The organism is Pseudomonas sp. WC1 (genome assembly GCF_050586565.1).
In the GTDB taxonomy this organism is placed as follows: Bacteria; Pseudomonadota; Gammaproteobacteria; order Pseudomonadales; family Pseudomonadaceae; genus Aquipseudomonas.
On the sequence record NZ_JBOBDQ010000015.1, the window covers coordinates 82,236 to 106,801 of the forward strand.

Below are 24,566 nucleotides of genomic sequence, written 5' to 3' on the forward strand. Positions count from 1 at the left end.
GGCAGGCTGTTGCAGTGCCCAAGGCAAACACGCCCCTGTTGGAGCGGGCTTGCCCCGCGATGACGGCCTCAGCCCAAGCGGCTGCTCTTGCGGCAATGGATCAGCGCATCGCGGATCATGAAGTTGACCAGCGTCGGCGAGACCCCCAGCTCCTTGGCGATATCCTTCTGCGGTACGCCATGCAGGCGGTACATCTCGAAGGCGTAGCGGGTGCGTTTTGGCAGTTCGTCGAGGGCGTCGGCAATGTGTTCCAAGGTCGCGAGGTTGATATGGGTGGCCTCGGGCGAGGCGTTCTGGATGACCACGTTCATCCCTTCCTCCTCGCTGCCGGAGTACCTGAGTTCCATGGCCTGCTTGCGGTAGTGATCGATGGCCAGGTTGCGCACGATCTGGAACAGGTAGCTGAGCTGGGCCTTGAACGATGAGGTGATCTGCGGGGCGGCGCTGAGCCTGAAGAAGGCATCCTGCACCACATCCTCGGCGCGGGAGCGGCAGCCGGTGATGCGGGCTGCGATCTTGACCAGGATGCTGCGGTTGTCGACGAATGCCTGGAGTAATGGTGAATCGCACTTACTTGTGGATAGTTGTTCCGCCATGGAAATCACCTTGTCTCAGAGAGGAGAGGGAGCGCACCTCTGGAGGAGGCTTCCTACGACGTGCGACAAACTATTCGTAATGATAATGATTGTCAAATACGAAAGTTAATGAGTTTCTATCCATTTTGGTTCTAAGCTTCAACCTGTGAAACGCTTCAACATTTGCCTCTACGTCCGGCCTTTCCAGCCTTCCCGACGGTCCTAATTTCTTCCCCCGCCCATCCGTTCCCCTGTGTACATCTCGGCTGCCGAACACTGCCCGCCTGTCGTGCGCGGGCCAGTCAGGCGCGACTCACCCAGACACTGGCAGGAACATTCCATGACGGACGCCTTCGAACTCCCGCACTCGCTGGTCCAGGCCCTGGCGCAACGCGCCGCCCAGACCCCGGAGCGCATCGCCTTGCGCTTCCTCGCTGACGCGCCCGGCGAGCAGGCGGTGCTCAGTTATCGGGACCTCGACCAGCGTGCGCGGACCATCGCCGCAGCGTTGCAGGCGCGAGCCGGGTTCGGCGAGCGTGCGGTACTGCTGTTCCCTAGTGGGCCGGACTATGTCGCGGCGTTCTTCGGCTGCCTGTACGCCGGGGTGATCGCCGTGCCGGCCTACCCGCCGGAGTCTTCGCGCCAGCACCATCAGGAACGCTTGCTGTCGATCATCGACGACGCCGAGCCGCGCCTGCTGCTGACGGTAGAGGCGCTGTGTGACAGTTTGCAGGGCCTCGAGGCCCTGGCCGGGGCCAACGCTCCGAGCCTGCTGGCCGTGGACCGCCTGGATTCGCAGCTGGCCGCGCAGTGGCGCGAACCGAGGCTGGAAGGCAGAGACATCGCCTTCCTGCAATACACCTCCGGCTCCACCGCGTTGCCCAAGGGTGTGCAGGTCAGCCACGGCAACCTGGTGGCCAACGAACAGCTGATCCGCCAGGGATTCGGCATCGACCTGAACCCGGACGACGTGATCGTCAGCTGGCTGCCGCTGTACCACGACATGGGCCTGATCGGTGGCCTGCTGCAGCCGATCTTCAGCGGCGTGCCTTGCGTGTTGATGTCGCCGGGTTACTTCCTCGCCCGACCGCTGCGCTGGCTGCAGGCGATCAGCGATTACGGCGGCACCATCAGCGGTGGCCCGGATTTCGCCTACCGACTGTGCAGCGAGCGCGTCAGCGAGGCGGCACTCGCCGGACTGGACCTGAGCCGCTGGCGCGTGGCCTATTCCGGTTCCGAGCCGATCCGCCAGGACAGCCTCGACACCTTCGCCGAAAAATTTGCCGCCTGTGGCTTCGACGCCAGCAGCTTCTTCGCCAGCTACGGCCTGGCCGAGGCCACCCTGTTCGTCAGCGGCAGTCGCCGTGGCCAGGGCATCGGCGCCCTGGAACTGGATGCCGGGGCCTTCGCCGCCAACCGCGCCGAGCCCGGCCAGGGCAGCGTGCTGATGAGCTGCGGCTACCCGCAGCCGGGCCACGCGGTGTGCATTGTCGACCCGCAGCGCCTGGAGGTGCTGGAGGACAACCGGGTCGGCGAGATCTGGGCCGGCGGCCCGAGTATCGCCCTGGGCTACTGGCGCAACCCCGAGGCCAGCGCCCGGACCTTTGTCGAGCGTGACGGCCAGACTTGGCTGCGCACCGGCGATCTCGGCTTCATGCGCGATGGCGAAGTGTTCGTCACCGGGCGGCTGAAGGACATGCTTATCGTCCGTGGCCAGAATATCTATCCGCAAGACCTGGAAAAGACCCTCGAGCGTGAAGTCGATGTGCTGCGCAAGGGCCGGGTAGCGGTGTTCGCCGTCGACGACCAGGGCGAGGAGGGCATCGGCGTGGCGGTGGAGATCAGCCGCAATGTGCAGAAGGCGCACACGCCCGAGGCGCTGATCAATACCCTGCGCCGGGTCATTGCCGATGCCTGCCGCCAGGCGCCGGCCGTGGTGTTGCTGCTCAACCCGGGTGCCTTGCCCAAGACCTCCAGCGGCAAGCTGCAGCGCTCGGCCTGCCGCCTGCGCATGAACGACAGCAGCCTGGATATCTATGCGCGGTTCCCGACGGCGCAAACGGAGCAGGGCAATGGCGTGGCCGGTGACGACCTGCAGGCACGGATCGCGGGTATCTGGCGTGAACTGCTCAAGGTCGAGGCGGTGGCGGCGGACGACCACTTCCTGCTGCTGGGTGGCAACTCCATCGCGGCCACCCAGGTAACCGCGCGCCTGGGTGACGAACTGGGCATCCAGCTCAGCCTGCGTACCCTGTTCGAGGCACCGACCCTGGCCGAGTACAGCGCCGCCGTGGCGGCCGTCCTCGCCGAAGGTGGCAGCGCCGCCGGCACCATCGAAACCCAGGCTCGCGACCAGGCCCTGCCGCAGTCGCTGGCACAGAACCGCCTGTGGCTGTTGTGGCAACTGGAGCCGCAGTCCGCCGCCTACAACATCCCCGCTGGCCTGCACCTGCGCGGCGAGCTGGATGTCGCGGCGCTGCAGGCCAGCTTCCAGGCTCTGGTGGCACGCCATGAATCCTTGCGCACGCTGTTCGACGAAGTCGACGGCCAGGCCGTGCAACGCATCCTGCCGAGCCAGGCGTTCACCCTGCGTCATCTGGAGCTCGAAGGGCAGTCTCCCGCCGAGGTGGCCGCGCGCCGCGAGGATGAGGCGCAGCAGCCCTTCGATCTGCGCCAGGGGCCGCTCCTGCGGGTGACCCTGGCCCGCCTGGACGACGAAGAACACCAGCTGTGGGTGACCCTGCACCACATCGTCGCCGACGGCTGGTCGCTGAACATCCTGCTGGATGAGTTCGCCCGTCTGTACGCGGCCCAGGGCCAGGCTGTGCAACTGCCCGAACTGACGCTGGGCTACGCCGACTACGGTCAGTGGCAGCGCCAGTGGCTGGCCGATGGCGAAAGCGCCCGCCAGCTCGACTACTGGAAGAACAAGCTGGGTGATGAACTGCCGGTGCTCGACCTGTGTACCGACCAGCCCCGCGCCAGCCGGCAGCACAGCCTTGCCGCGCGCCACACGCTCAAGGTGCCTGCGGCGCTGACCAGCGCCCTCAAGGATCTGGCCCGCGACCAGCAGGCCAGCCTGTTCATGGTCCTGCTGGCCGGCTGGCAGGCCCTGCTGCACCGCTACAGCGGCCAAGGCGATATCCGTATCGGCGTGCCCAATGCCAACCGTCCGCGCCTGGAAACCCAGGGCATGGTTGGTTTCTTCATCAACACCCAGGTGCTGCGCGCCGAGCTCGACGGCCGTCTGCCGTTCGCCGGGCTGCTGGCCCAGGCACGCCAGGTCACACTCGAGGCCCAGGCCCATCAGGACCTGCCCTTCGAGCAACTGCTCGAGGCGCTGCCGCAGGCCCGTGAACAGGGTCTGTTCCAGGTCATGTTCAATCACCAGCAACGCGACCTGTCGGCGTTGCGCCGCCTGCCCGGCGTGCTGGCCGAAGAGCTGCCCTGGCACAGCCGCGAAGCCAAGTTCGACCTGCAGTTGCACAGCGAGGAAGACCACCAGGGCCGCCTGACGCTGGCCTTCGACTACGCCGCCGGATTGTTCGAGGCGGCCACCGTCAAACGCCTGGCCAGCCATCTGCTGGCCTTGCTCGAGCAGGTCTGCGCCGAGCCGCAGTTGCCCCTCGGCGAGGTGCGCCTGCTCGACGAGCACAGCCAGACGCAACTGCTCGAGTGGGGCCAGGCGCCCATGGCGAGCGCGCCGCGCCTGCTGGTCGAGCAACTCAATGAACAGGCCCGCATGACCCCCGAACGCACCGCGCTGGTGTGGGAGGGTGGTCAGCTGAGCTATGCCGAACTGCACCAGCAGGCCAACCGCCTGGCGCACTACCTGCGCGACAAGGGCGTCGGTCCGGACACTTGCGTGGCGATTGCCCTGGAGCGTTCGCCGCAGCTGCTGGTCGGCCTGCTGGCCATTCTCAAGGCCGGAGGCGCCTACGTGCCGCTGGATACCGACTACCCGGCCGAGCGCCTGGCCTACATGCTCGGTGATTGCCAGGCCGGCCTGCTGCTCAGCCACAGCAGCCTGCTCGACAAACTGCCGCAGGTCGAAGGCGTGAGCGCCATCGCCCTCGACCAGCTGCACCTGGACAGCTGGCCAAGCCAGGCCCCCGGCCTGCACCTGCACGGCGACAACTTGGCCTATGTGATCTACACCTCCGGTTCCACCGGCCAGCCCAAGGGCGTAGGCAATACCCATGCCGCGCTGGCCGAGCGCCTGCAGTGGATGCAGGCCAGCTATGCGCTGGATGACAGCGACGTGCTGATGCAGAAGGCGCCGATCAGCTTCGACGTGTCGGTGTGGGAGTGCTTCTGGCCGCTGCTCACCGGTTGCAAGCTGGTCCTGGCCGGCCCCGGCGAACATCGTGATCCGCAGCGCATCGCCCAGCTGATCCAGCAACACGCGGTGACCACGCTGCACTTCGTGCCGCCGTTGCTGCAGGTGTTCGTCCAGGAGCCGTTGGCCGCCGGCTGCACCAGCCTGCGCCGGTTGTTCTCCGGTGGCGAGGCGCTGTCCGCGGCCTTGCGTGACCGCGTGCTGCAACTGCTGCCACAGGCGCAACTGCACAACCGCTACGGCCCGACCGAAACCGCGATCAACGTCACCCACTGGCACTGCCAGGCGAATGACGGCGAGCGCTCGCCCATTGGTCGCCCGCTGGGCAACGTGCTGTGCCGGGTGCTGGACGATGAGTTCGAGTTGACCGCGCCGGGCGTGCCCGGCGAGCTGTGCCTGGGGGGCGCGGGCCTGGCCCGCGGCTACCTCGGCCGCCCGGGGCTGACCGCCGAGCGCTTCGTGCCGCAGCCCGATGGCGACGGCGCACGGCTGTACCGCAGCGGCGACCGCGCCCGCTGGCATGTGCCGAGCCAGGCCCTGGAGTACCTGGGGCGCCTCGACCAGCAGGTCAAGGTGCGTGGCTTCCGCGTCGAGCCGGAGGAGGTGCAGGCGGTGCTGCTGGCCGAGCCGGGTGTCGCCCAGGCACTGGTGCTGATCCACAAGGATGCCGTCGGTGCCCAGCTGGTGGGCTACTACAGTGGTGTCGAGCAGACCGAGGCGCTGCTGGCCGCATTGGCCGAGCGCCTGCCGGCCTACATGGTGCCGGCACAACTCATCCATCTTGCGCAGCTGCCCCTGGGGCCGAGCGGCAAGGTCGATCGCAAGGCGCTGCCGGCCCCGGTCTGGCAGCAACGTGAACATGTCGAGCCGCAAAGCGCGTTGCAACAACAGGTCGCGGCGATCTGGCGCGAAGTGCTGGGCCGGCCGCAGGTCGGCTTGCAGGATGACTTCTTCGCCCTCGGCGGCCACTCGCTGCTGGCCACCCAGATCGTCTCGCGCACCCGCCAGGCGCTGGATGTCGAGTTGCCGCTCAAGGCCTTGTTCGAGGCCAGCGAGCTGGGCGCGTTCTGCGCCGAGATTGCCCGTCTGCGGGGCTGCGGCGCACGCAACCTGCAAGGCGCCATCGCCCGTGTCGACCGCCGCCAGGCGGTGCCGCTGTCGTACTCGCAGCAGCGCATGTGGTTCCTCTGGCAGATGGATCCGCACAGCCCCGCCTACAACGTCGGCGGCATGGCCCGCTTCCAGGGCGCGCTGCATGTGGACGCCTTCGAGCGCGCCTTGCAGGCGTTGATCGTGCGTCACGAAACCCTGCGCACCACCTTCCCCAGCATCGACGGCAAGCCTTACCAGTGCGTGGCCGATGACAGCCACGTGCAACTGCACTGGCATGACTTCAGTACCCTGGCCGACGAGGCCCGCCAGCAACGCCTGCAACAACTGGCCGATGACCAGGCGCACCAGCCGTTCGACCTGGAGCGCGGTCCGCTGCTGCGCGCCTGCCTGGTCAAGGCCGGCGAGCGTGAGCACTACTTCGTCCTGACCCTGCACCATATCGTCACCGAAGGCTGGGCCATGGACATCTTCGCCCGCGAACTGGGCGAGCTGTACGAGGCCTTCGTCGACGAGCGTGAGTCGCCGCTGGCGCCGCTGCCTGTGCAATACCTCGACTACAGCGTGTGGCAGCGCCAATGGCTGGAAAGCGGCGAGGGCGATCGCCAGCTGGCTTACTGGAAGGACCGCCTGGGCGACGAGCACCCGGTGCTGGCATTGCCCGCCGACCGCCCACGCCCGGCGGTGCAGAGCCACCGCGGCGAGCTGTACCGCTTCGACCTGGATCCGGCGCTGGTCAAGCGCGTGCATGCCTTCAACAGCCAGCGCGGCCTGACCCTGTTCATGACCATGACCGCCACCCTGGCCGCGTTGCTGCACCGCTACAGCGGCCAGCGCGACCTGCGCATCGGTGCGCCGGTGGCCAACCGCATCCGCCCGGAAAGCGAGGGGTTGATCGGCGCCTTCCTCAACACCCAGGTGCTGCGCTGCGAGCTGGACGGCCAGATGAGCGCCGGCGCGCTGCTCGACCAGGTGCGCCAGACCATCATCGATGGCCAGTCGCACCAGGACCTGCCGTTCGAGCAACTGGTCGAGGCCTTGCAGCCGCCGCGTTCGAGCGCCTATAACCCGTTGTTCCAGGTGATGTGCAACGTGCAGCGCTGGGCCTTCCAGCAGAGCCGTGAGCTGGTGGGCATGCAGGTGGACTATCTGGTCAACGACGCCAGCGCCACCAAGTTCGACCTGTACCTGGAGGTCACCGACCTCGACGGCCGCCTGGGCTGCTGCTTCACCTACAGCCGCGACTTGTTCGATGAACCGCGCATCGCGCGCATGGCCGAGCACTGGCAGCAGTTGCTGGTGGCGCTGATCGACGATCCGCAGCAGCGCCTGTGCGAACTGCCGATGCTGGCTGATGCCGAGCAGCAGGTGCTGATCGGCCAGTTGCAGGGCGAGCAGGACTTCGCGCTGGACCAGACGCTGCACGGCCTGTTCGCCGCCCAGGCTGAGCGTACCCCTCAGGCCCTGGCCCTGACTTTTGCCGGCCAGCACCTGAGCTACGCAGAGCTCGACCAGCAGGCCAATCGCCTCGCCCGGGCCCTGCGCGAGCGCGGCGTCGGCCCGCAGGTACGAGTAGGCCTGGCGCTGGAGCGATCGCTGGAGATGGTGGTGGGCCTGCTGGCCATTCTCAAGGCCGGTGGCGCCTACGTGCCGCTGGACCCGGAATACCCCCTCGACCGCCTGCGCTACATGATCGAGGACAGCCACCTCGGCTTGCTGATCGGCCAACGGGCGTTGCTCGAGACCTTGGGCGAACTGCCGCCAGGCGTCGCCCGCTGGAGCCTGGAGGACGATGCCGCGAGCCTGTCCGCCTACAGCGACGCGGCCCTGGACAACCTCAACCTGCCGCAGCACCAGGCGTACCTGATCTATACCTCCGGCTCCACCGGCAAGCCCAAGGGCGTGGTGGTCAGCCATGGCGAGATCGCCATGCACTGCAAGGCGGTGATCGCCGAGTTCGGCATGCACAGCGACGACTGCGAGCTGCACTTCTATTCGATCAATTTCGATGCCGCCAGCGAGCGCCTGCTGGTACCACTGCTGTGTGGCGCCCGCGTTGTGCTGCGCGCCCAGGGCCAGTGGGGCGCCGAGGAGATCTGCCAGCTGGTGCGTGAACAGCAGGTCAGCGTGCTCGGTTTCACCCCGAGCTACGGCAGCCAGTTGGCCCAGTACCTGGCCGGGCAGGGCGAGCAATTGCCGGTGCGCCTGGTGATCACCGGTGGCGAGGCCTTGACCGGCGAGCACCTGCAACGCATCCGCCAGGCCTTTGCGCCGCGGCAGTTCTTCAATGCCTACGGTCCGACCGAAACCGTGGTGATGCCACTGGCCTGTCTGGCGCCGGAGCAGATACCCGTCGACGCCGGCAGCGTGCCGATCGGCCGGGTCATCGGTGCCCGCACCGCCTACATCCTCGACGACGATCTGGCCCTTTTGCCACAGGGCGGTATCGGTGAGCTGTACGTGGGTGGCGCGGGCCTGGCCCAGGGTTACCACGACCGTCCGGGCCTGAGCGCCGAGCGTTTCGTCGCCGACCCGTTCAGCCATGCCGGTGGTCGCCTGTACCGTACCGGCGACCTGGTGCGCCTGCGCGCCGATGGCCAGGTGGAATACGTCGGGCGTGCTGACCAGCAGGTGAAGATCCGTGGCTTCCGTATCGAACTGGGTGAGATCGAGAGCCGCCTGCAGGAGCACGCCGACGTCGAGGAAACGGTAGTCCTGGCCCTCGACCTGCCGGGCGGCAAGCAGCTGGTGGGTTACCTGGTGTGCCCGCAGGCCAGCGCCGACGGCGAGGCCCAGGCCCTGCTGCGCGAGGCGGTCAAGGCCGATGCCCGCCAGCACCTGCCCGACTACATGGTGCCGGCGCACCTGGTGCTGCTCGACAGCCTGCCGCTGATGGGCAACGGCAAGCTCGACCGCCGCGCGTTGCCGGCCCCGGATCTGGAGCAGGCGCGCCAGCATTACCAGGCGCCGGCCAATGAGCTGGAAGGCCAACTTGCGCAGATCTGGCGCGAGGTGCTCAACCTGCCCCGCATCGGCGTGCAGGACAACTTCTTCGAACTGGGCGGCGACTCGATCCTGTCGATTCAGGTGGTCAGCCGTGCCCGCCAGCTGGGGCTGCAGTTCACCCCGCGTGACCTGTTCCAGCACCAGACCATCCAGACCCTGGCGGCCGTGGTGACCCGCAGCGAGGCGCCGAGCGCGATCGAGCAGGGCGCACGTCAGGGACGCACCGGCCTGACGCCGATCCAGCACTGGTTCTTCGACAGCGAAGTGCCGCAACCGCAGCACTGGAACCAGGCGGTGCTGCTCGGCGTGCGCCAGCCATTGCAGGCCGAGGCGCTGGAGCGGGCTTTGGCCGCGCTGGTGCAACACCACGACAGCCTGCGCCTGCGCTTTGGCCAGGCCAACGGCCGCTGGCAGGCCGAGTACGCCCAGCCGAGCACCCAGCCGTTGCTATGGACCGCGACGGTGAGCGATTTCGAGGACTGCCAGGCGTTCTATACCGATGTGCAGCGCAGCCTCGACCTTGCCGAGGGGCCGCTGCTGCGCGCCTTGCTGGTCAGCGATGACCAGGGCGCCCAGCGCCTGCTGTTGGCGATCCATCACCTGGTAGTCGACGGCGTGTCCTGGCGCGTCCTGCTGGAAGACCTGCAGGCGCTGTACCGCGGTGAAACCCTGGCCGCCAAGACCCATGCCATGGGTGACTGGGCGGCGCGCCTGGCCAGCTATGCCGGCAGCGACTCGCTGCGCGACGAGCTGGGCTGGTGGGAAGCGCAACTGGGCAACGCCCGTCGTGAACTGCCCTGCGACCACCCCCAGGGCGACAACCTGCACCGTAATGCCCGCAGCATCGCCATCGAGCTGGACGTCGAGCAGACCCGCCAGCTGCTGCAACAGGCGCCGGCGGCCTATCACACCCAGGTCAACGACCTGCTGCTGACTGCCCTGGCCCGTACCCTGTGCCAGTGGAGCGGCGACCAACAAGTATTGGTGCAGCTGGAAGGCCATGGCCGCGATGGTCTGTTCGAGGACATGGACCTGACCCGCAGTGTCGGCTGGTTCACCAACGCCTACCCACTGAGCCTGAGCCCCGTAATGGCTGAGGGCGAAGTTGGCCGCGCCGCGTCGATCAAGCGCATCAAGGAACAACTGCGCCAGGTACCGCACAAAGGCCAGGGCTACGGTGTGCTGCGCTACCTGGCCGACGAGGCCGGGCGTGAGCGCATGGCCGCCTTGCCCCAGGCCCGGATCACCTTCAACTACCTCGGCCAGTTCGACCAGCAGTTCGACCAGGCGGCACTGTTCCAGCCGCTGGATGCCCCGGCGGGCCTGGCCCATGACCTGGATGCGCCGCTGCCGAACTGGCTGAGCGTCGATGGCCAGGTCTACGGCGGCGCGCTGCAACTGCGCTGGAGCTTCAGTGCCGAGCGCTATGACGAGGCGACCATCGCCCGTCTGGCCGAGGCCTATCGCCAGGAGCTGCTGGCCTTGGTCGCCCACTGCCTGGCGGACGGCAACGGCAGCTTCACCCCCTCGGACTTCCCGCTGGCGCAACTGACTCAGGAGCAGATCGACGCGCTGCCGATCCCGGCCGCCGAGATCGAGGACGTCTACCCGCTGACGCCGATGCAGGAAGGCCTGCTGCTGCACACCCTGCTCGAGCCGGGCACCGGCATCTACTACATGCAGGACCGCTACCGCATCAACAGCGCCCTAGATCCCGAGCGCTTCGCCCGGGCCTGGCAGGCGGTGGTGGCGCGCCATGAGGCGTTGCGCGCCTCGTTCAGCTGGAACGCCGGCGAAGCGATGCTGCAGATCATCCACAAACCCGGCAAGACCGCGGTGGACTATCAGGACTGGCGCGGCCTCGACGAGCACACCCAGGAAGCGCGCCTGCAAGCGTTGCACAAGGAGGAGCGCGAGGCCGGCTTCGAGCTGCTGCGCGAAGCACCGTTCCACCTGCGCCTGGTACGTGTGGACGATGCGCGTTACTGGTTCATGATGAGCAACCACCACATCCTCATCGATGCCTGGTGCCGCTCGCTGCTGATGAACGACTTCTTCGAGATCTACCAGGCCCTGGGCGAAGGGCGCCAGGCCCAGTTGCCGGTGCCGCCGCGCTACCGCGACTACATCGGCTGGCTGCAGCGCCAGGACCTCGACGAGGCGCGCCAGTGGTGGCAGGCCAACCTGGCCGGCTTCGAGCGCGCCACGGCGATCCCCAGCGACCGCCCGCTGCGCCATGACCACGCCGGAGACGGCATGGTCGTGGGTGACTGCTACACCCGCCTGCAAGTGAGCGAGGGCGCCCGCCTGCGTGATCTGGCCCAGGCCCACCAACTGACGGTCAACACCTTCGCCCAGGCGGCCTGGGCGCTGACCCTGGCCCGTTACAGCGGCGAGCGCGACGTGGTATTCGGCGTCACCGTGGCCGGGCGTCCGGTGAGCCTGCCGCAGATGCAGCGCACGGTCGGCCTGTTCATCAACAGCATCGCCCTGCGCGTGCAGTTGCCGCAGCCGGGCGAGCGCAGCAGCGTGCGCCAGTGGCTGCAAGGCTTGCTCGATCGCAACATGCAGTTGCGTGAGTACGAGTACCTGCCGCTGGTGGCGATCCAGGAATGCAGCGAACTGCCCAAGGGCCAGCCGTTGTTCGACAGCCTGTTCGTGTTCGAGAACGCCCCGGTGGAAACTGCGGTGCTCGACCACGCCCAGCACCTGGACGCCAGTTCCGATTCGGGCCGGACCCACACCAACTTCCCGCTGACCGCGGTGTGCTACCCGGGCGATGACCTGGGCCTGCACCTGTCGTTCGACCAGCGCTACTTCGACTACCCGACCGTCGAGCGCTTGCTCGCCGAATTCAAGCGCCTGCTGCTGGCGCTGGTCGAGGGCTTCGACGGCGAGGTCGGCGAGCTGCCGCTGCTGGGGGCCGACGAACAACGCTTCCTGCTCGAGGACTGCAACCGCACCGAACATGCCTATGCGCTGGAGCAGAGCTACATCGAGCTGTTCGAGGCACGGGTGGCCGCGCATCCGCAGCGCACCGTCGCCCGTTGCGAGGCGGCCGCATACGACTATGCGGGCCTGAACGTGGCGGCCAACCGGCTTGGTCATGCTTTGGTTGCGGCTGGCGTGGCCATCGACCAACCGGTGGCGTTGCTGGCCGAGCGCGGCCTGGCGCTGCTGGGCATGATCGTCGGCAGCTTCAAGGCCGGCGCTGGCTACCTGCCGCTGGATCCGGGCCTGCCTGCAGCGCGCCTGCAACGTATCGTCGAGCTCAGCCGCACGCCAGTGCTGGTGTGCAGCGCGGCCTGCGCCGAGCAGGCGCGCCAGCTGCTCGATGAGGTAGCGGGCACGGCGCGGCCGAAGCTGCTGGTCTGGGAAGACGTGCAGGCAGGCAACGTGGCCAGCCATAACCTTGGCATCCACAGCGCGCCGGACAACCTTGCCTATGTGATCTACACCTCCGGTTCCACCGGCCTGCCCAAGGGCGTGATGGTCGAGCAGCGCGGCATGCTCAACAACCAGCTGAGCAAGGTGCCGTACCTGGCCCTGGACGAGCAGGACGTGATCGCCCAGACCGCCTCGCAGAGCTTCGACATCTCGGTGTGGCAGTTCCTCGCCGCGCCGTTGTTCGGTGCCCGTGTGGAGATCGTGCCGAACGCCATCGCCCATGATCCGCAAGGCCTGCTGAGCCATGTGCAGGCCACCGGCATCACAGTGCTGGAGAGTGTGCCGTCGCTGATCCAGGGCATGCTGGCCAACGATCACCAGGCCCTCGATGGGCTGCGCTGGATGCTGCCGACCGGCGAGGCCATGCCGCCCGAGCTGGCCGCCCAGTGGCTGCAGCGCTACCCGGCCATCGGCCTGGTCAACGCCTACGGCCCGGCGGAGTGCTCGGACGACGTGGCGTTCTTCCGCGTCGATGCCGCCTCGACCCAGGGCAGCTACCTGCCGATCGGCACGCCGACCGACAACAACCGCCTGTACCTGCTCGGCGAAGACCAGACCCTGGTGCCGCTAGGCGCGGTGGGCGAGCTGTGCGTCGCTGGTACCGGTGTGGGCCGTGGCTATGTCGGCGACCCGCTGCGCACGGCCCAGGCGTTCATCCCGCACCCGTACGGTGCCCCCGGTGAGCGCCTGTACCGCACCGGCGACCTGGCGCGGCGCCGTCCGGATGGCGTGCTGGAATACGTCGGGCGCATCGACCATCAGGTCAAAATCCGTGGCTACCGCATCGAGCTGGGCGAGATCGAGGCGCGCCTGCACGAACAGCCGGAGCTGCGCGATGCGGCGGTGGGCGTGCAGGAGGGCGTCAATGGCAAGCACCTGGTCGGCTACCTGGTGGCGCACCAGGGCGTCAGTGCCGATACCGCGCTGCTCGACCAGCTCAAGCAGCGCCTGCGCGCCGAGTTGCCGGAGTACATGGTGCCGCTGCACTGGGGCTGGTTCGACAGCCTGCCGCACAACGCCAACGGCAAGCTCGACCGCAAGGCGCTGCCTGCCATCGATATCGGTGGCCAGCACAGCCAGGCCTACCTGGCGCCGCGCAATGAGCTTGAAGAGACGCTCGCCGGCATCTGGGCCGATGTGCTCAAGGTCGAGCGGGTGGGCGTGCGCGACAACTTCTTCGAGCTGGGCGGGCATTCGCTGCTGGCAACGCAGATCGCCTCGCGGGTGCAGAAGGCCCTGCAGTTGAACGTGCCGTTGCGGGCAATGTTCGAGTGCAGCACGGTGCAAGAGCTGGCGGACTATGTGCGTGGCTTGCAGGACAGCGCGCTGGACGACGCCAAGGTCGATCGGTTGAGCGACCTGATGGCGGAGCTGGAGGCGTTGTAGCCTCATTGCCGTCAGCGCAGGGCTTGCCTGCTCCCACAGGATCAGGCAAGCCCTGCGCTGACGCGGCGATGTGGCGCCGGGCCACCCTGTAAAACCCACCCTTGCCGGTGCTACGCTGCACACTCAGTAGCCAAGGATTTCACAGGTTTCATGGACGATAGCCTGCATGCCGCCCGCATGGGCGATCTCATTCTTCATCCGCCGCTGATGGCCGAGCTGGTCAGTGGCCTGGTCGAGGCTGCGGTCTATGCGGCGGCGGTCGCCGCGGTCGGTGCCGCCATCGGTGGCGCGGTGGTCGCGGTGGTCGGTACCGGCGGTGCCGCCGCCGTGCTCACGCCGCTGATCGCCGGGGCCATGGTCAGTGCCGCCAGCCTGCTGCCGGGTGGCGAGGACAAGAGTATCGGCGATCGCATATCCGACTTCAGCAATTGGGTCGGCAATTCCTTGTTCCCCCCGGAGCCCTACGGCGCCATCAGCAGTGGCTCGCACAATACCCGCATCAACGGCATCTTCGCCGCCCGCGCAGCCGGGGTGAGCGGTGGCCCGGTCGAGGCGCCCGCCGTGGGCGAGGAGCCGTCGATCCTCGAAAATATCGGGGCGTACGCCATGGTCGGGGCATCCATGGTGTTGCCGGTGATCGGCCTGGCCCAGGAGATCAACAGCATCTTCAACCCACCGGTGACGACCCCCGCGGCACCCGGTACGATCCCCAAGCCCCAGGACAAGGCGGTGTGCAGCAAGCACCCGCCGATGCCTGAACAGTTCGTCGCCCAAGGCTCCGACAAGGTGTTCATCAATGGCCAGCCCGCCGCCCGGGTGGGGGACAAGACCACCTGCGACGGGCCCATCGGCATGACCTTCTCGCCCAATGTACGTATCGGCGGCGGTACGCTGACAGTGCGCGACATCCATGATGGCAAGAGCGCCGCGGCGAAGATCATCGGCTTGATCGCGGGGATGCTCATCAGTCGAAGGGGAATGCTCAAAGGTCGCCGATGCGGTGTGGGCAACCCAGTGGCGCCGTCCACGGGCGGCAAGTTCCAGGACGGTCCTGAGGATGTGGACTTCAGGTTGGCGGCGCTGGTGCCGATTACCTGGGCGCGCCGCTACGACAGCAACGACAGACGTGTCGATGGCTTGTTCGGCATGGGCTGGAGCGTGCCTTACGAGGTGTGCCTGGAACGTGTCGCGCACCCGGAAGGTGGAGAGCTGTGGATCTACGTCGACGAGGAGGGTGCGCGGCTGGAGCTTGGTCGCCTGCAGGTCGGCAGCGCATTCGTCAGCATTCTCGATGGTTTGGCGTTTTTCCATCAGGACAACGGTTTCACCATCGTCGAGAACATCAACAGCGGACTGTATCAGGTGTTCCATACCGATCCGCTGGAACCCCGGCGCTCGCGGCTGGTCAAGCTGGGCGACCGTAATCTCAATACCCTGGAGCTGTTCTACGACGCGCAGGGACGCCTGCAGTTTCTGGGTGACAGTTTCGCTCGCACATTCATCGAGCTGCACTACACCGAAGCCCAACCCCGTCGCGTGTCGGCGGTGCACAGGCTGTACCTGCAGGCCGGCCAGGCCTTTGTGGTCGAGCGCCGGGAATGCCTGGCACGGTATGGGTATACCCCGGCGGGCCAACTGGAACAGGTCGCCGACGGCGAAGGGCGGGTGCTGCGGCATTTCGCCTACACCGACCAGGGATTGCTGGCCAGCCATACGCTGCCCACGGGCGCGATTCGTCAGTACGAGTGGGCCTGCTTCGCCTCTGCGGCCATCCGTCGTCAGCCCTGCAGCCTCGACGGCACGCCTTATCACATGCCGCCACTGCTTGAGGCACAACCAGACCATGAGTGGCGTGTGGTGCGGCATTGGGGCAGTGATGGCGAGGAGTACCGCTTCACCTATGATCTTGAGCAAGGCCATACCCAGGTGGTCGACGGCCTGGGGCGCACCGAGCATTATCACTGGGGGGCGCTGTACGAAATCCATACCTTCCGTGATGCCTTGGGGCAATGCTGGCGGTATGACTACGTCGATGGATTGCTGCGCCGCAGTCTCGACGCACAGGGGGGCGAGTGGTCCTACGGTTACGATGCCCTTGGCCGTCTGGTCGCCACGACCGATCCCCTGGGGCGTTGTGAAAGCATCGGCTACATCGAGCATTGGGCCTTGCCAGACCGTATCACCGACGGAGCAGGGCGGTTGCGTCGCTATACCTATGATCGACGGGGCAATCTGCTTGCCGAAATCGACCCGCTCGGGCAACAGACCCGCTATGACTATGATCAACAGGGAAGACTGGCGCGGATTGTCGATGCGCAGGGCAAGGACCGCTCGTTGCGCTGGAATGAGCGAGGCCAGCTGATTGCCACGCGTGACTGCTCAGGACAAAAGACGGCTTATCGCTATGACCCGCAGGGGTACTTGAGCGAGTTGCGCAACGCCGAAGGCGGTACCATGCGATATCGTTTCGATGCCCGTGGCAACCTGTTGCAGCGCGAACTGGCAGACGGCAGGGTCGAGCACTATAAAGTCGATGCGGCCGGCCAGCTGACAGGCCATACCGGCCCGGACCAATGTATGACCCAATGGCAGTACGACGCCAGCGGCCGGCTGCTGCAACGTACCGATGCCATGGGCCTGACCGTACGCCTGGGCTGGGATGCCTACGGCCGCCTGCAGCAGCTGGAAAACGAGAACGGCGAGTGCTACCGCTTTCAGTGGGATGCGCTGGATCGACTTCTGGCCCAGAAGAACCTCGACGGCGGTGGTTACAGCCTGTCGTACGATGCGTTGGGCAACGTCGTCCAGACGACCCTGCATCCGGCCAGTACAGCGGAGCCCGCTCTTGCGGGCAGCCCTGAGGAAGCGGACGTTCAGGTGCAGTTGCGCTGCTTCGAGCATGACGCGGCCGGGCGCCTGGTGCGCAAGCGAACCGAGGATGGGCTGACAGCGTATACCTACGATGCAGCCGACAATCTGCTGTCGATCCGTTTCAGCGACCAGGCTGGGCAATCCCGGCAACTGGACTTTGCCTATGACGCTTCAGGGCAATTGCTGGAGGAAAGCTGCGGCCCCGGGCAGCTCGGATACCGCTACGACCCGTTGGGCAACCTGCAGACCCTGACCTTGCCGGACCAGCGTCGGATCAATTACCTGCGCTACGGGAGTGGGCACCTTCACCAGCTCAACCTCGATGGCCGGGTAATCAGTGATTTCGAACGGGATGCGTTGCACGCCGAAGTCCTGCGAAGCCAGGGCGCATTGTCAACCAGGACACGCCACGACAGCACGCGGCGTCTGGTGCAGAGGGTCATCGAGTACCAGGATGGCGCACAGGCGGTACTGCCTTTGCTGCAAAAGGATTACCGGTACGATGCCGGCAACAATCTCGTTGGCGAGGTACTGACCCAGGCCCAGCGCTGCGGCAATGGGCTGGGAGTGGAGCTCGATGAGATCATCGGGCGCTTTCAGACAGGTGCTGGTGGGCGCGTCAGCTATGACTACGGTCCCACCGAACGTATCCATGGCGCATCACGGCAGTTGCCCCACCGGCAGTCGCCGACTGTCGAACACTTCGGCTATGACCCTGCCGGGAACCTGCTTGATGGTTACCAGGTCGGTGGCCGGGTGCGCCATGACCGGGTCAAGGTGTTCCAGGACAGACGCTACCGCTACGACCGCTTTGGCCGGCTCAGCGAGAAGCGCAGCGGCAACCGCCTTGTCCAGCATTTCGAGTATGACGCCGAGCATCGGCTGATCAGGGTCAGGCAGCAACGCGGAGCAGTCCGCGAGCGAATCGAGTTCGCCTATGATCCCTTGGGCAGGCGAGTCGACAAGCGTGTCTATCGTGACAATCATGAAGCACCCGTCAGCCGGAGCGAATTCCTGTGGCAAGGGTTGCGTCTGCTGCAGGAAGTACAGGATGGCAGGCCGAGCCTGTTCCTGTATGCCGATGCGACCAGTCACGAGCCTCTGGCCAGGGTGGATGGAGCGCCTGGCCATGAACGGGTCTTCTACTTCCACACCAATCTTGCCGGTCTGCCAGAGCAACTGACTGATGAGCGCGGCATGAGTGTCTGGCACGGCAATTTCCAGGTGTGGGGCAACAGCAGGGAGGAGTGGCACGCATCCGAACAGGTCAGTCGGCAGAACCTGCGCTTCCAGGGGCAGTACCTGGACCGGGAAACCGGGCTGCATTACAGCATGTTCAGATTCTACGACCCGGATATCGGGCGGTTCACCCAGCAAGATCCTGTCGGCCTGCTGGGTGGCGTGAACCTGTACCAGTATTCACCCAACCCGGTGACCTGGATCGATCCGCTGGGGTTGAGTTGCAGTCATGCCAAGATGCAACCTTACCGCGACGATGTCATGGTCAAGGGGCCGCACGCCGATATCTACGTCAACAACCGGAAAGTTGCCGAGGCGCGCTTGTCCGATGATGGCGACTGGTTCCGCTGGGGCGAGTTGATCAAGGACAAGAAGATGTTGAAAGAGGCGGACAAAGTCATCGGTGGCATGGGCAAGGACACCTCCATCATGACTGAAGCCGTATCGCAGACACGTCGGGCGCTTGCCGATTTCGAGCAGATCCTCAAGCACAACAAGCCCGCTACCCGCCTCTACCAGCAGGCGGAGCGAGGCGTTGTCAGGTTCAAGAAACTACTGGAAGCAATCACATGACGTTCGACGATTTTGTAAAGGGCAAGCTGCAGGTGCGGTTCGGGGCTTCTCTGGAAACACTCATGCCCGGTTTTCACAAACCCACCGTGCAGATGATCAGCGAGCCGGATCAGCGCTTCGGGGTGTTCTCGCAAGGTATCGAGTACCTGTTCGACATGAACCAGCTCTGTCTTGTGCAATATGATATTTCGCGCATCCGCAAAATGTCCTTCAACCGGCATCCGATCGATGAGACGACGTCTGTGGAGGCGTTCAAGGATTACCTGACCGAGGCAGGGGTGGGCTTCGAGGCGGAGCGCAAGGATGGGCAGACCATCCTGCTGACCACGACGGGGGTGAAACTGTACTTCGATGGGCAAACGCCGTGTTTCTCCACCGCCATGAAAAGCTGGTGATCCTGTACGCAGTGCGCAGTGCCAGAAAGGGTGGCAGGGCGGTCAGGGCAGCCAGCCGGAAAGCTGCCCTGAGCCGTTTCCCCTGACGCGTTTCAGCGTTTGCCGAGGATCTTCCCGAGCATCTCTGGCCGCGGCGCGCCTTGCTGGCTTTGCAACTGCCCCTTTTCATCCTGATAGAAGATCGCCGGGGTTGCGGCCAGGCCCAGTTCTTCCATCAGCGCCAGATTCGCCTCAAGTTTTTTCTGTACCGCCTCCGGCACCTTGTCCAGCGCCTTGAGCGAGCTGGCCTTGCCGGCCTTCTCGTGTTCCTGCAAGGCCTTGGCAGGGTCCTTGGCGGCGAGCAGCGCGGCGGACTTGCCCGGACTGTCCTCGCGGATGATGCCGACCATGATGTGGCGCAGTTGCACCTTGCCCGAGTCGACCCAGGGCCGCGCCTGCTGCCAGAACATGTTGCAGTAGGGGCAGTTGGGGTCGCTGAACAGGTAGACGGTACGCGGCGCATCGACCTTGCCGTCCTGGATCCAGGCGGTCTTTTCCATCTTCGCCCACACGGCCTTGCTCATCGGTGCGTACACCAGTTTTTCCAAGGGTTCGGCGCTGAGGTCCTTGCCTTGCTCGTCGAACAGGCTGCCCACCAGGACGTGCTTGCCGTCGGGGGTGAGGTACAGGGCAATGCCGTTGTTGTGGTACTCGGCGGCATAGCCGCGCAGCCCGTCGGGGGCGTCGAAGCTGCCCTTGATCACGGCACCCTTGGCTTGCAGTTGCTGGATCGCCTTGGGCAGTTCCTCTGCTTGCAGCGTGGGGGTGGCAAGCAGGGCGAGGGTCAGGGGCAGCAGTGCATTCAATCGCATGTCAGTTTCCTTGTGGGGCGGGCGCATCGGCGCGTTCGAAGGGTTCCAGGGCGTGGCGCAGGCTGGCGCGCGACAGTTCGCCCAGGTGGCTGCCGACCAGCCGCCCTTCGGCGTTGTAGAACAGGGTGGTGGGCAGGGCCATGGAGCCGACCTTGCGGGCCAGCTCGCCCGTGCCGTCGAACAGCACGTTGGAGAGGGTCAGGCCGGTGGTGGCCATGAAGGTGCTGACGTTCTCAGGGGTCTCCCCCTGGTTGACGAACAGGAAGGTCACATGGGGATAGTCGTCCTCGGCCTGTTGCAGCACCGGCATCTCGCGGCGGCAGGGTGGGCACCAGGTGGCCCAGATGTTGATCACCAGCGGGCGACCGCGGTAGCCATGCAAGGCCACCGCCTGGCCGCGGCTGTCGCGCAGGCTCATGTCGGGCAGCTCGGTGCCTTTGCTGTAGAGGTGGCTGGCCAGGCTGGCGAGCCCCCAGAACAGGGCGCCGCTGAACAGCGCCCAGCCCAGCGGACGGCGCAAACCCGGGCGGCGCCAGCCTTGCCACAGGGTACCGAGCACGATGCCCAGTAGCCCACCCCAGAGCAGGAAGCCGCCGTCACGGATATCGATGATTTGCAGCAGGTCATCGCGGTACATCGGCCAGTAGGCCAGGACGAACCCCAGGCGGGCGAACAGCAAGCCCAGCAGGAACAGGTTGAACAGTGCCGACTCCGGGTTTTCGCCGCCGCGCTTGGCGACTCGCCAGCCGACCAGGCTGGCGATGCCCAGTGCGGCAAGCAGCAGCAGGTGGTTGAGGGCCATGGTCAGCGGCCCGAGAGTGATGGTGAGCATCAGCCTTGGCTCCTGGTCTGGGCCCAGTGCTGGAGGAATCCGGCGGCGTCGATTTCACCGGTGATACGGCGGGCGCGGCGTTCCTCGCCCTCCGGGCCGACCCAGATCAGGCTGGGCGGGCCCGGAACCTGGTAGCGTTGCAGCAGCTCGCGGCTGGCCGGGGAGTCGGCGGTTACATCCAGGCGCAGCAGGCGCACGTCGTCAAGGCTGGCCTGGACATCGGCACGGGCGAACACCTGCTTCTCCATGACTTTGCACGACACGCACCAGTCGGCGTAGTAGTCCACCAGTACCCATTGGCCACGGGCTTTGGCGGCATCGAGTTCACGCTGCAGCTCGGCCGGTGCGCTGACGGTGACAAAGGCGTCGTGGCCGCTGGCGGGGACCGTGGCCGCGCTATTGCCGGCGAAAGGCTGCAACGGCTGCCACACATCCTTGCCACCGGCTGCGGCGCCCACCAGCAACAGGCCGCCCCACAGCGCGCCCAGCAGTGGGATAGCACGCAAGGCGGGCAGGCGCTGCAGGGCAGGCCAGGCGGCCCAGCCCAGGGCGATCAACCAGGCACCGGCCAGGGCCAGCACCAGCGTTTCCGGCAGCAGGCCGCGCACGGTGTACAGGGCCATGGCCAGGAACACGAAGCCGAACAAGCCCTTGACCAGGTTCATCCAGGCGCCTGGGCGCGGCAGGTAGCGATTGCCCAGGGTGACCAGCAGCAACAGCGGGACACCCATACCCAGGCCGAGGGTGAACAGCACCAGTGCCCCTTGCAGCACGTCGCCGCTCTGGGCGATGAACAGCAGCGCGCCGGCCAGGGGCGCGGTCATGCAGGGGCCCAGCAGCAAGCCCGACAGGGCACCCAGCAGCGCCGCGCCATACAGGTTGCCACCACGGGTGCCTTGCCCGGCGCGGTCCAGGCGGTCACGCAGTGCGGCGGGCAGTTGCAGTTCGAAAGCGCCGAACATGGGCAGGGCGAGCAGCACGAACAAACCAGCCAGGCTGCCCAGCAGCCAGGGTTGTTGCAGCCAGGCTTGCAGGCTGGCGCCCAGCAGCGCGGCGATCACGCCGAGGGCGGCATAGACCAACGCCATGCTCAGCACATAGATGCCGGCCAGCCACCAGCCACGTCGGGCGCTGGCGCCATTGCCCAGGACCAGCCCGGCGAGGATCGGCAGCATTGGCAGCGAGCACGGGGTGAAGGCCAGCAGCAGGCCCAGGCCGAAGAATGCCAGCAGGCTCCAGGCCAGGCTGTCCTGCTGCAAGGTGCCGGCCAGGGCCTGGTCGCTGGCCTGGTCGGCAGCCGGTGTTGCCGCAGCCGCCCCGCCCAGGGCGATCGGGGTGGTCTGCGGCGGATAGCATAGCCCTGCGTCCGCGCAGCCTTGCCAGCCCAGGCGCAGTTCCCCGCTGGCGCTGGCCGGCAGCAGCAGTTCGAGTTCGGTGCGGTAGACCGCGCTGTCGCCGAAGAACTCATCGTGATGGTTCTCGGCCTGGGGCAGGGGCGGGTGCTGCTCGGGAGGCAGGCCGTCGAACTTCAGGCGCTTCTGGTAGAGGTAGTAGCCGTCCTTGATCTGGAAATGCAGGCGCGTCTGGCCGTTTTCCAGGCGGTCGTGAGTCAGCACGAAGGCTTCGTTCACCGGCAGGAAGTCCGGTTTGACCGCGAACGGGTTGGCCTGTAGGGGGCCGGCGAGCAGGAATGTCAGGAAAAGCAGGAGAACACGCATGTCGACGCCTTGGCAGAACTTTGAAGGAGGCCATGCTGGCCTTGGGTTATTAACTGAAGGTTAAGCTGGTCCTAGGACCGTCGGTGGGGGCGTTGCAGCGCCTGATGCTATCAGCCCGACGAACGTCGCCAAACCGGTTCATAATCCCCCCTTAATGATGAACCTGTGCAATGCCATCTTCCCCACCCAGGAGCCCCCCCATGCACGTTCTGCTCTGCGAGGACGATGACCTGATCGCCAGCGGCATCTGCGCCGGTCTCTCGGCCCAAGGCCTGACCGTGGACCGGGTGGCCAGCGCCTCGCAGGCTCGGCAGATGCTGCAGACCGCGAAGTTCGACGTGATGATCCTCGATCTGGGCCTGCCCGACGAAGATGGGCTGAAGCTGTTGCGCCGCCTGCGCCAGCAGGGCGAGATCCTGCCGGTGCTGGTGCTCACCGCCCGTGACGCGGTCACCGACCGGGTCGATGGCCTGCAGGCCGGCGCCGACGATTACCTGCTCAAGCCCTTCGACCTGCGCGAACTCGCCGCCCGCTTGCACACCCTGCTGCGTAGGGTGGCCGGGCGGGCGGTGAACGTGATCGAGCATGGTCCGCTGCGCTACGACCCCAGCAGTTGCGAGGCGACCCTGGCTGGTCGGCCACTGGACCTGTCGCGGCGCGAACAGGCGCTGCTCCAGGCGCTGCTGCAGAACCCGGGGCGCGTGCTTTCCAGCGAGCAGCTCAAGGATTGCGTCTATGGCTTCGGCGACGAAGTCGAGAGCAATGCGCTGAACGTGCATATCCACCACCTGCGGCGCAAGCTGGGCAACAGTATCGTCGAGACCGTGCGCGGCCTGGGTTACCGCCTGGGCCCGGCCCAGGCGCCGGAGGAGGCCGCATCATGAGCCTGCGGGTACGCCTGTCACTGATCCTCGGCAGCGTGTTCATCGTCATCTGGGCACTGGCGGCGGCGTGGATGCTGCGTGACCTGCGCCAGCAGATGATGTTTTCCCTCGACCAGCGGCTGGTGGCCTCGGCGCGCATGGTCGCGGGGCTGATCGACCAGTTGCCGCAGCCGCTGGCCGCCAAGGGGCAGGACGCGCATTTCTCCGCCGACCAGTTCAGTGTGCCGGATGGCATGGCCTGCCAGGTCAGCTCGTTGCGTGGCGAGATCCTCGCCAGCAACCACAAGCACGATGGCGCCATGGACGACGAGCGCAGTGGGTTCCGTGACCAGACCATCGATGGTGCCTCATGGCGTACCTTCACCTACAACCATGGCGACGTGCGTATCACCACCGCCGACCGTCATCAGGAGCGCGAGGCGCTGAACCAGTCGATCCTGCTGGCGGCCTCGGCACCGGTGCTGATGGCCCTGCTGGGCAGCCTGGGGTTGTTGTGGATCGGCTTGGGCAAGGGCCTGGAACCGCTCAATCGCATGCGCGACGCCTTGCGCAGGCGCCGCGCCGACAGCGTCGAGCCGTTGCAGGTGGCCGGCCTGCCCAGCGAACTGCAACCGCTGCTCGACACCCAGAACCAGCTGTTCCTGCGCATCGCCCAGACCCTCGAACGCGAACGCCGCCTGACCGACGACGCCGCCCATGAACTGCGCAGCCCGTTGACCGCGATCAAGACCCACCTGCAGGTGGCGCGCATGACTGACGGCGCGGTGCGCGAACAGGCCCTGGAACACGCCGAGCAGGGTACCGACCGCATGCACCGCACGTTGGAGCAGTTGCTGATGCTGGCGCGGGTCGAGGGCAGCCTGTCGTTCGATGACGGTGTGCAGTGCAGCGCCGCCCAGGTTGCCCGGCAGGCCATCGAGGATGCCGGGGGCGGCGACAACCGCCGTATTCACCTGCATCTGCCCGAGGAGGCTGCCAGGGTCTACCTGGGCATGCCGGCGCCGCTGGCGGTGGCGGCACTGCGCAACCTGCTGGACAATGCCCTGCGCCATGGCGGTGATGCCGCCGTGGAGCTGGATGTGCAGGCGCAGGACGGCCAGGTGGATTTCCTCGTGCGCGATCATGGTCCAGGTATCGCGCCGGCAGATCTCGAACACCTGACCGAGCGTTTCTGGCGCAACGGCCAGAGCGGTGGCTGCGGCCTGGGGCTGGCGATCGTCCAGGCCATCGTCCAGCGCTGTTCTGGCAACCTGCGTTTCGACAGCCAGGCCGATGGCTTGCGGGTGTGCCTGCAGGTGCCGACACGCTCGGGGAGTTGAGTTCATACCTATCGCGGGGCA

General features: G+C 66.4%; 9 protein-coding genes. 5 read left to right on the forward strand and 4 right to left on the reverse strand.

Annotated features, from left to right (window positions below):
• Positions 1-68 precede the first annotated feature (68 nt).
• Positions 69-596 (reverse strand): RNA polymerase factor sigma-70, encoded by a 528-nt coding sequence (locus ACQ4OD_RS09675; protein WP_046856458.1) that lies wholly within the window; start codon positions 594-596, stop codon positions 69-71.
• 319 nt (positions 597-915) lie between these two features.
• Here ACQ4OD_RS09675 and ACQ4OD_RS09680 point away from each other — a divergent pair, with 319 nt between their 5' ends.
• From ACQ4OD_RS09680 to ACQ4OD_RS09690, 3 genes are all read left to right on the forward strand, one after another.
• On the forward strand, positions 916-13,863 hold the full coding sequence (locus ACQ4OD_RS09680; RefSeq protein WP_430944210.1) for a non-ribosomal peptide synthetase: 12,948 nt from the start codon (positions 916-918) through the stop codon (positions 13,861-13,863).
• Between the two features lie 150 nt (positions 13,864-14,013).
• Positions 14,014-18,546, forward strand: a complete 4,533-nt coding sequence (locus tag ACQ4OD_RS09685; protein WP_430944211.1) for an RHS repeat-associated core domain-containing protein — start codon at positions 14,014-14,016, stop codon at positions 18,544-18,546.
• Positions 18,543-18,941: a hypothetical protein gene (locus ACQ4OD_RS09690; protein ID WP_198753838.1), complete on the forward strand. Its 399-nt coding sequence runs from the start codon at positions 18,543-18,545 to the stop codon at positions 18,939-18,941. The genes ACQ4OD_RS09685 and ACQ4OD_RS09690 overlap by 4 nt, the downstream gene beginning before the upstream one ends.
• Positions 18,942-19,033: 92 nt before the next feature.
• Here ACQ4OD_RS09690 and dsbG read toward each other — a convergent pair whose 3' ends face one another.
• The 3 genes from dsbG to dsbD are packed head-to-tail and all read right to left on the reverse strand — an operon-like array spanning position 19,034 to position 22,342.
• Positions 19,034-19,792, reverse strand: coding sequence for a thiol:disulfide interchange protein DsbG (dsbG, locus tag ACQ4OD_RS09695; protein ID WP_102684968.1), 759 nt, complete (start codon positions 19,790-19,792; stop codon positions 19,034-19,036).
• Position 19,793: 1 nt separating this feature from the next.
• The gene (locus ACQ4OD_RS09700) at positions 19,794-20,624 is read right to left on the reverse strand and encodes a TlpA family protein disulfide reductase (protein WP_102684969.1); all 831 of its coding nucleotides are present in this window, start codon (positions 20,622-20,624) and stop codon (positions 19,794-19,796) included.
• Positions 20,624-22,342 carry a protein-disulfide reductase DsbD gene (gene dsbD / locus ACQ4OD_RS09705; protein ID WP_430944212.1) on the reverse strand — a complete coding sequence of 573 codons (1,719 nt, stop codon included), beginning with the start codon at positions 22,340-22,342 and terminating at the stop codon, positions 20,624-20,626. The genes ACQ4OD_RS09700 and dsbD overlap by 1 nt, the downstream gene beginning before the upstream one ends.
• 200 nt (positions 22,343-22,542) lie before the next feature.
• Between dsbD and ACQ4OD_RS09710 the strand changes: the two genes are divergently transcribed.
• Both ACQ4OD_RS09710 and ACQ4OD_RS09715 read left to right on the forward strand, forming a co-directional pair.
• Positions 22,543-23,226 carry a response regulator gene (locus ACQ4OD_RS09710; RefSeq protein ID WP_102683106.1) on the forward strand — a complete coding sequence of 228 codons (684 nt, stop codon included), beginning with the start codon at positions 22,543-22,545 and terminating at the stop codon, positions 23,224-23,226.
• Complete coding sequence (locus ACQ4OD_RS09715) at positions 23,223-24,545, forward strand: ATP-binding protein (protein WP_198753840.1); 1,323 nt, start codon at positions 23,223-23,225, stop codon at positions 24,543-24,545. Before ACQ4OD_RS09710 ends, ACQ4OD_RS09715 begins: the two co-directional genes overlap by 4 nt.
• Positions 24,546-24,566: the final 21 nt, after the last annotated feature.

Excerpts from the sequence above, each read along its gene's own strand:
- ACQ4OD_RS09675 (WP_046856458.1), bottom strand. The coding sequence starts at position 596 with ATGGCGGAACAACTATCCACAAGTAAGTGCGATTCACCATTACTCCAG.
- ACQ4OD_RS09680 (WP_430944210.1), top strand. The coding sequence starts at position 916 with ATGACGGACGCCTTCGAACTCCCGCACTCGCTGGTCCAGGCCCTGGCG.
- ACQ4OD_RS09685 (WP_430944211.1), top strand. The coding sequence starts at position 14,014 with ATGGACGATAGCCTGCATGCCGCCCGCATGGGCGATCTCATTCTTCAT.
- ACQ4OD_RS09690 (WP_198753838.1), top strand. The coding sequence starts at position 18,543 with ATGACGTTCGACGATTTTGTAAAGGGCAAGCTGCAGGTGCGGTTCGGG.
- dsbG (WP_102684968.1), bottom strand. The coding sequence starts at position 19,792 with ATGCGATTGAATGCACTGCTGCCCCTGACCCTCGCCCTGCTTGCCACC.
- ACQ4OD_RS09700 (WP_102684969.1), bottom strand. The coding sequence starts at position 20,624 with ATGCTCACCATCACTCTCGGGCCGCTGACCATGGCCCTCAACCACCTG.
- dsbD (WP_430944212.1), bottom strand. The coding sequence starts at position 22,342 with ATGCGTGTTCTCCTGCTTTTCCTGACATTCCTGCTCGCCGGCCCCCTA.
- ACQ4OD_RS09710 (WP_102683106.1), top strand. The coding sequence starts at position 22,543 with ATGCACGTTCTGCTCTGCGAGGACGATGACCTGATCGCCAGCGGCATC.
- ACQ4OD_RS09715 (WP_198753840.1), top strand. The coding sequence starts at position 23,223 with ATGAGCCTGCGGGTACGCCTGTCACTGATCCTCGGCAGCGTGTTCATC.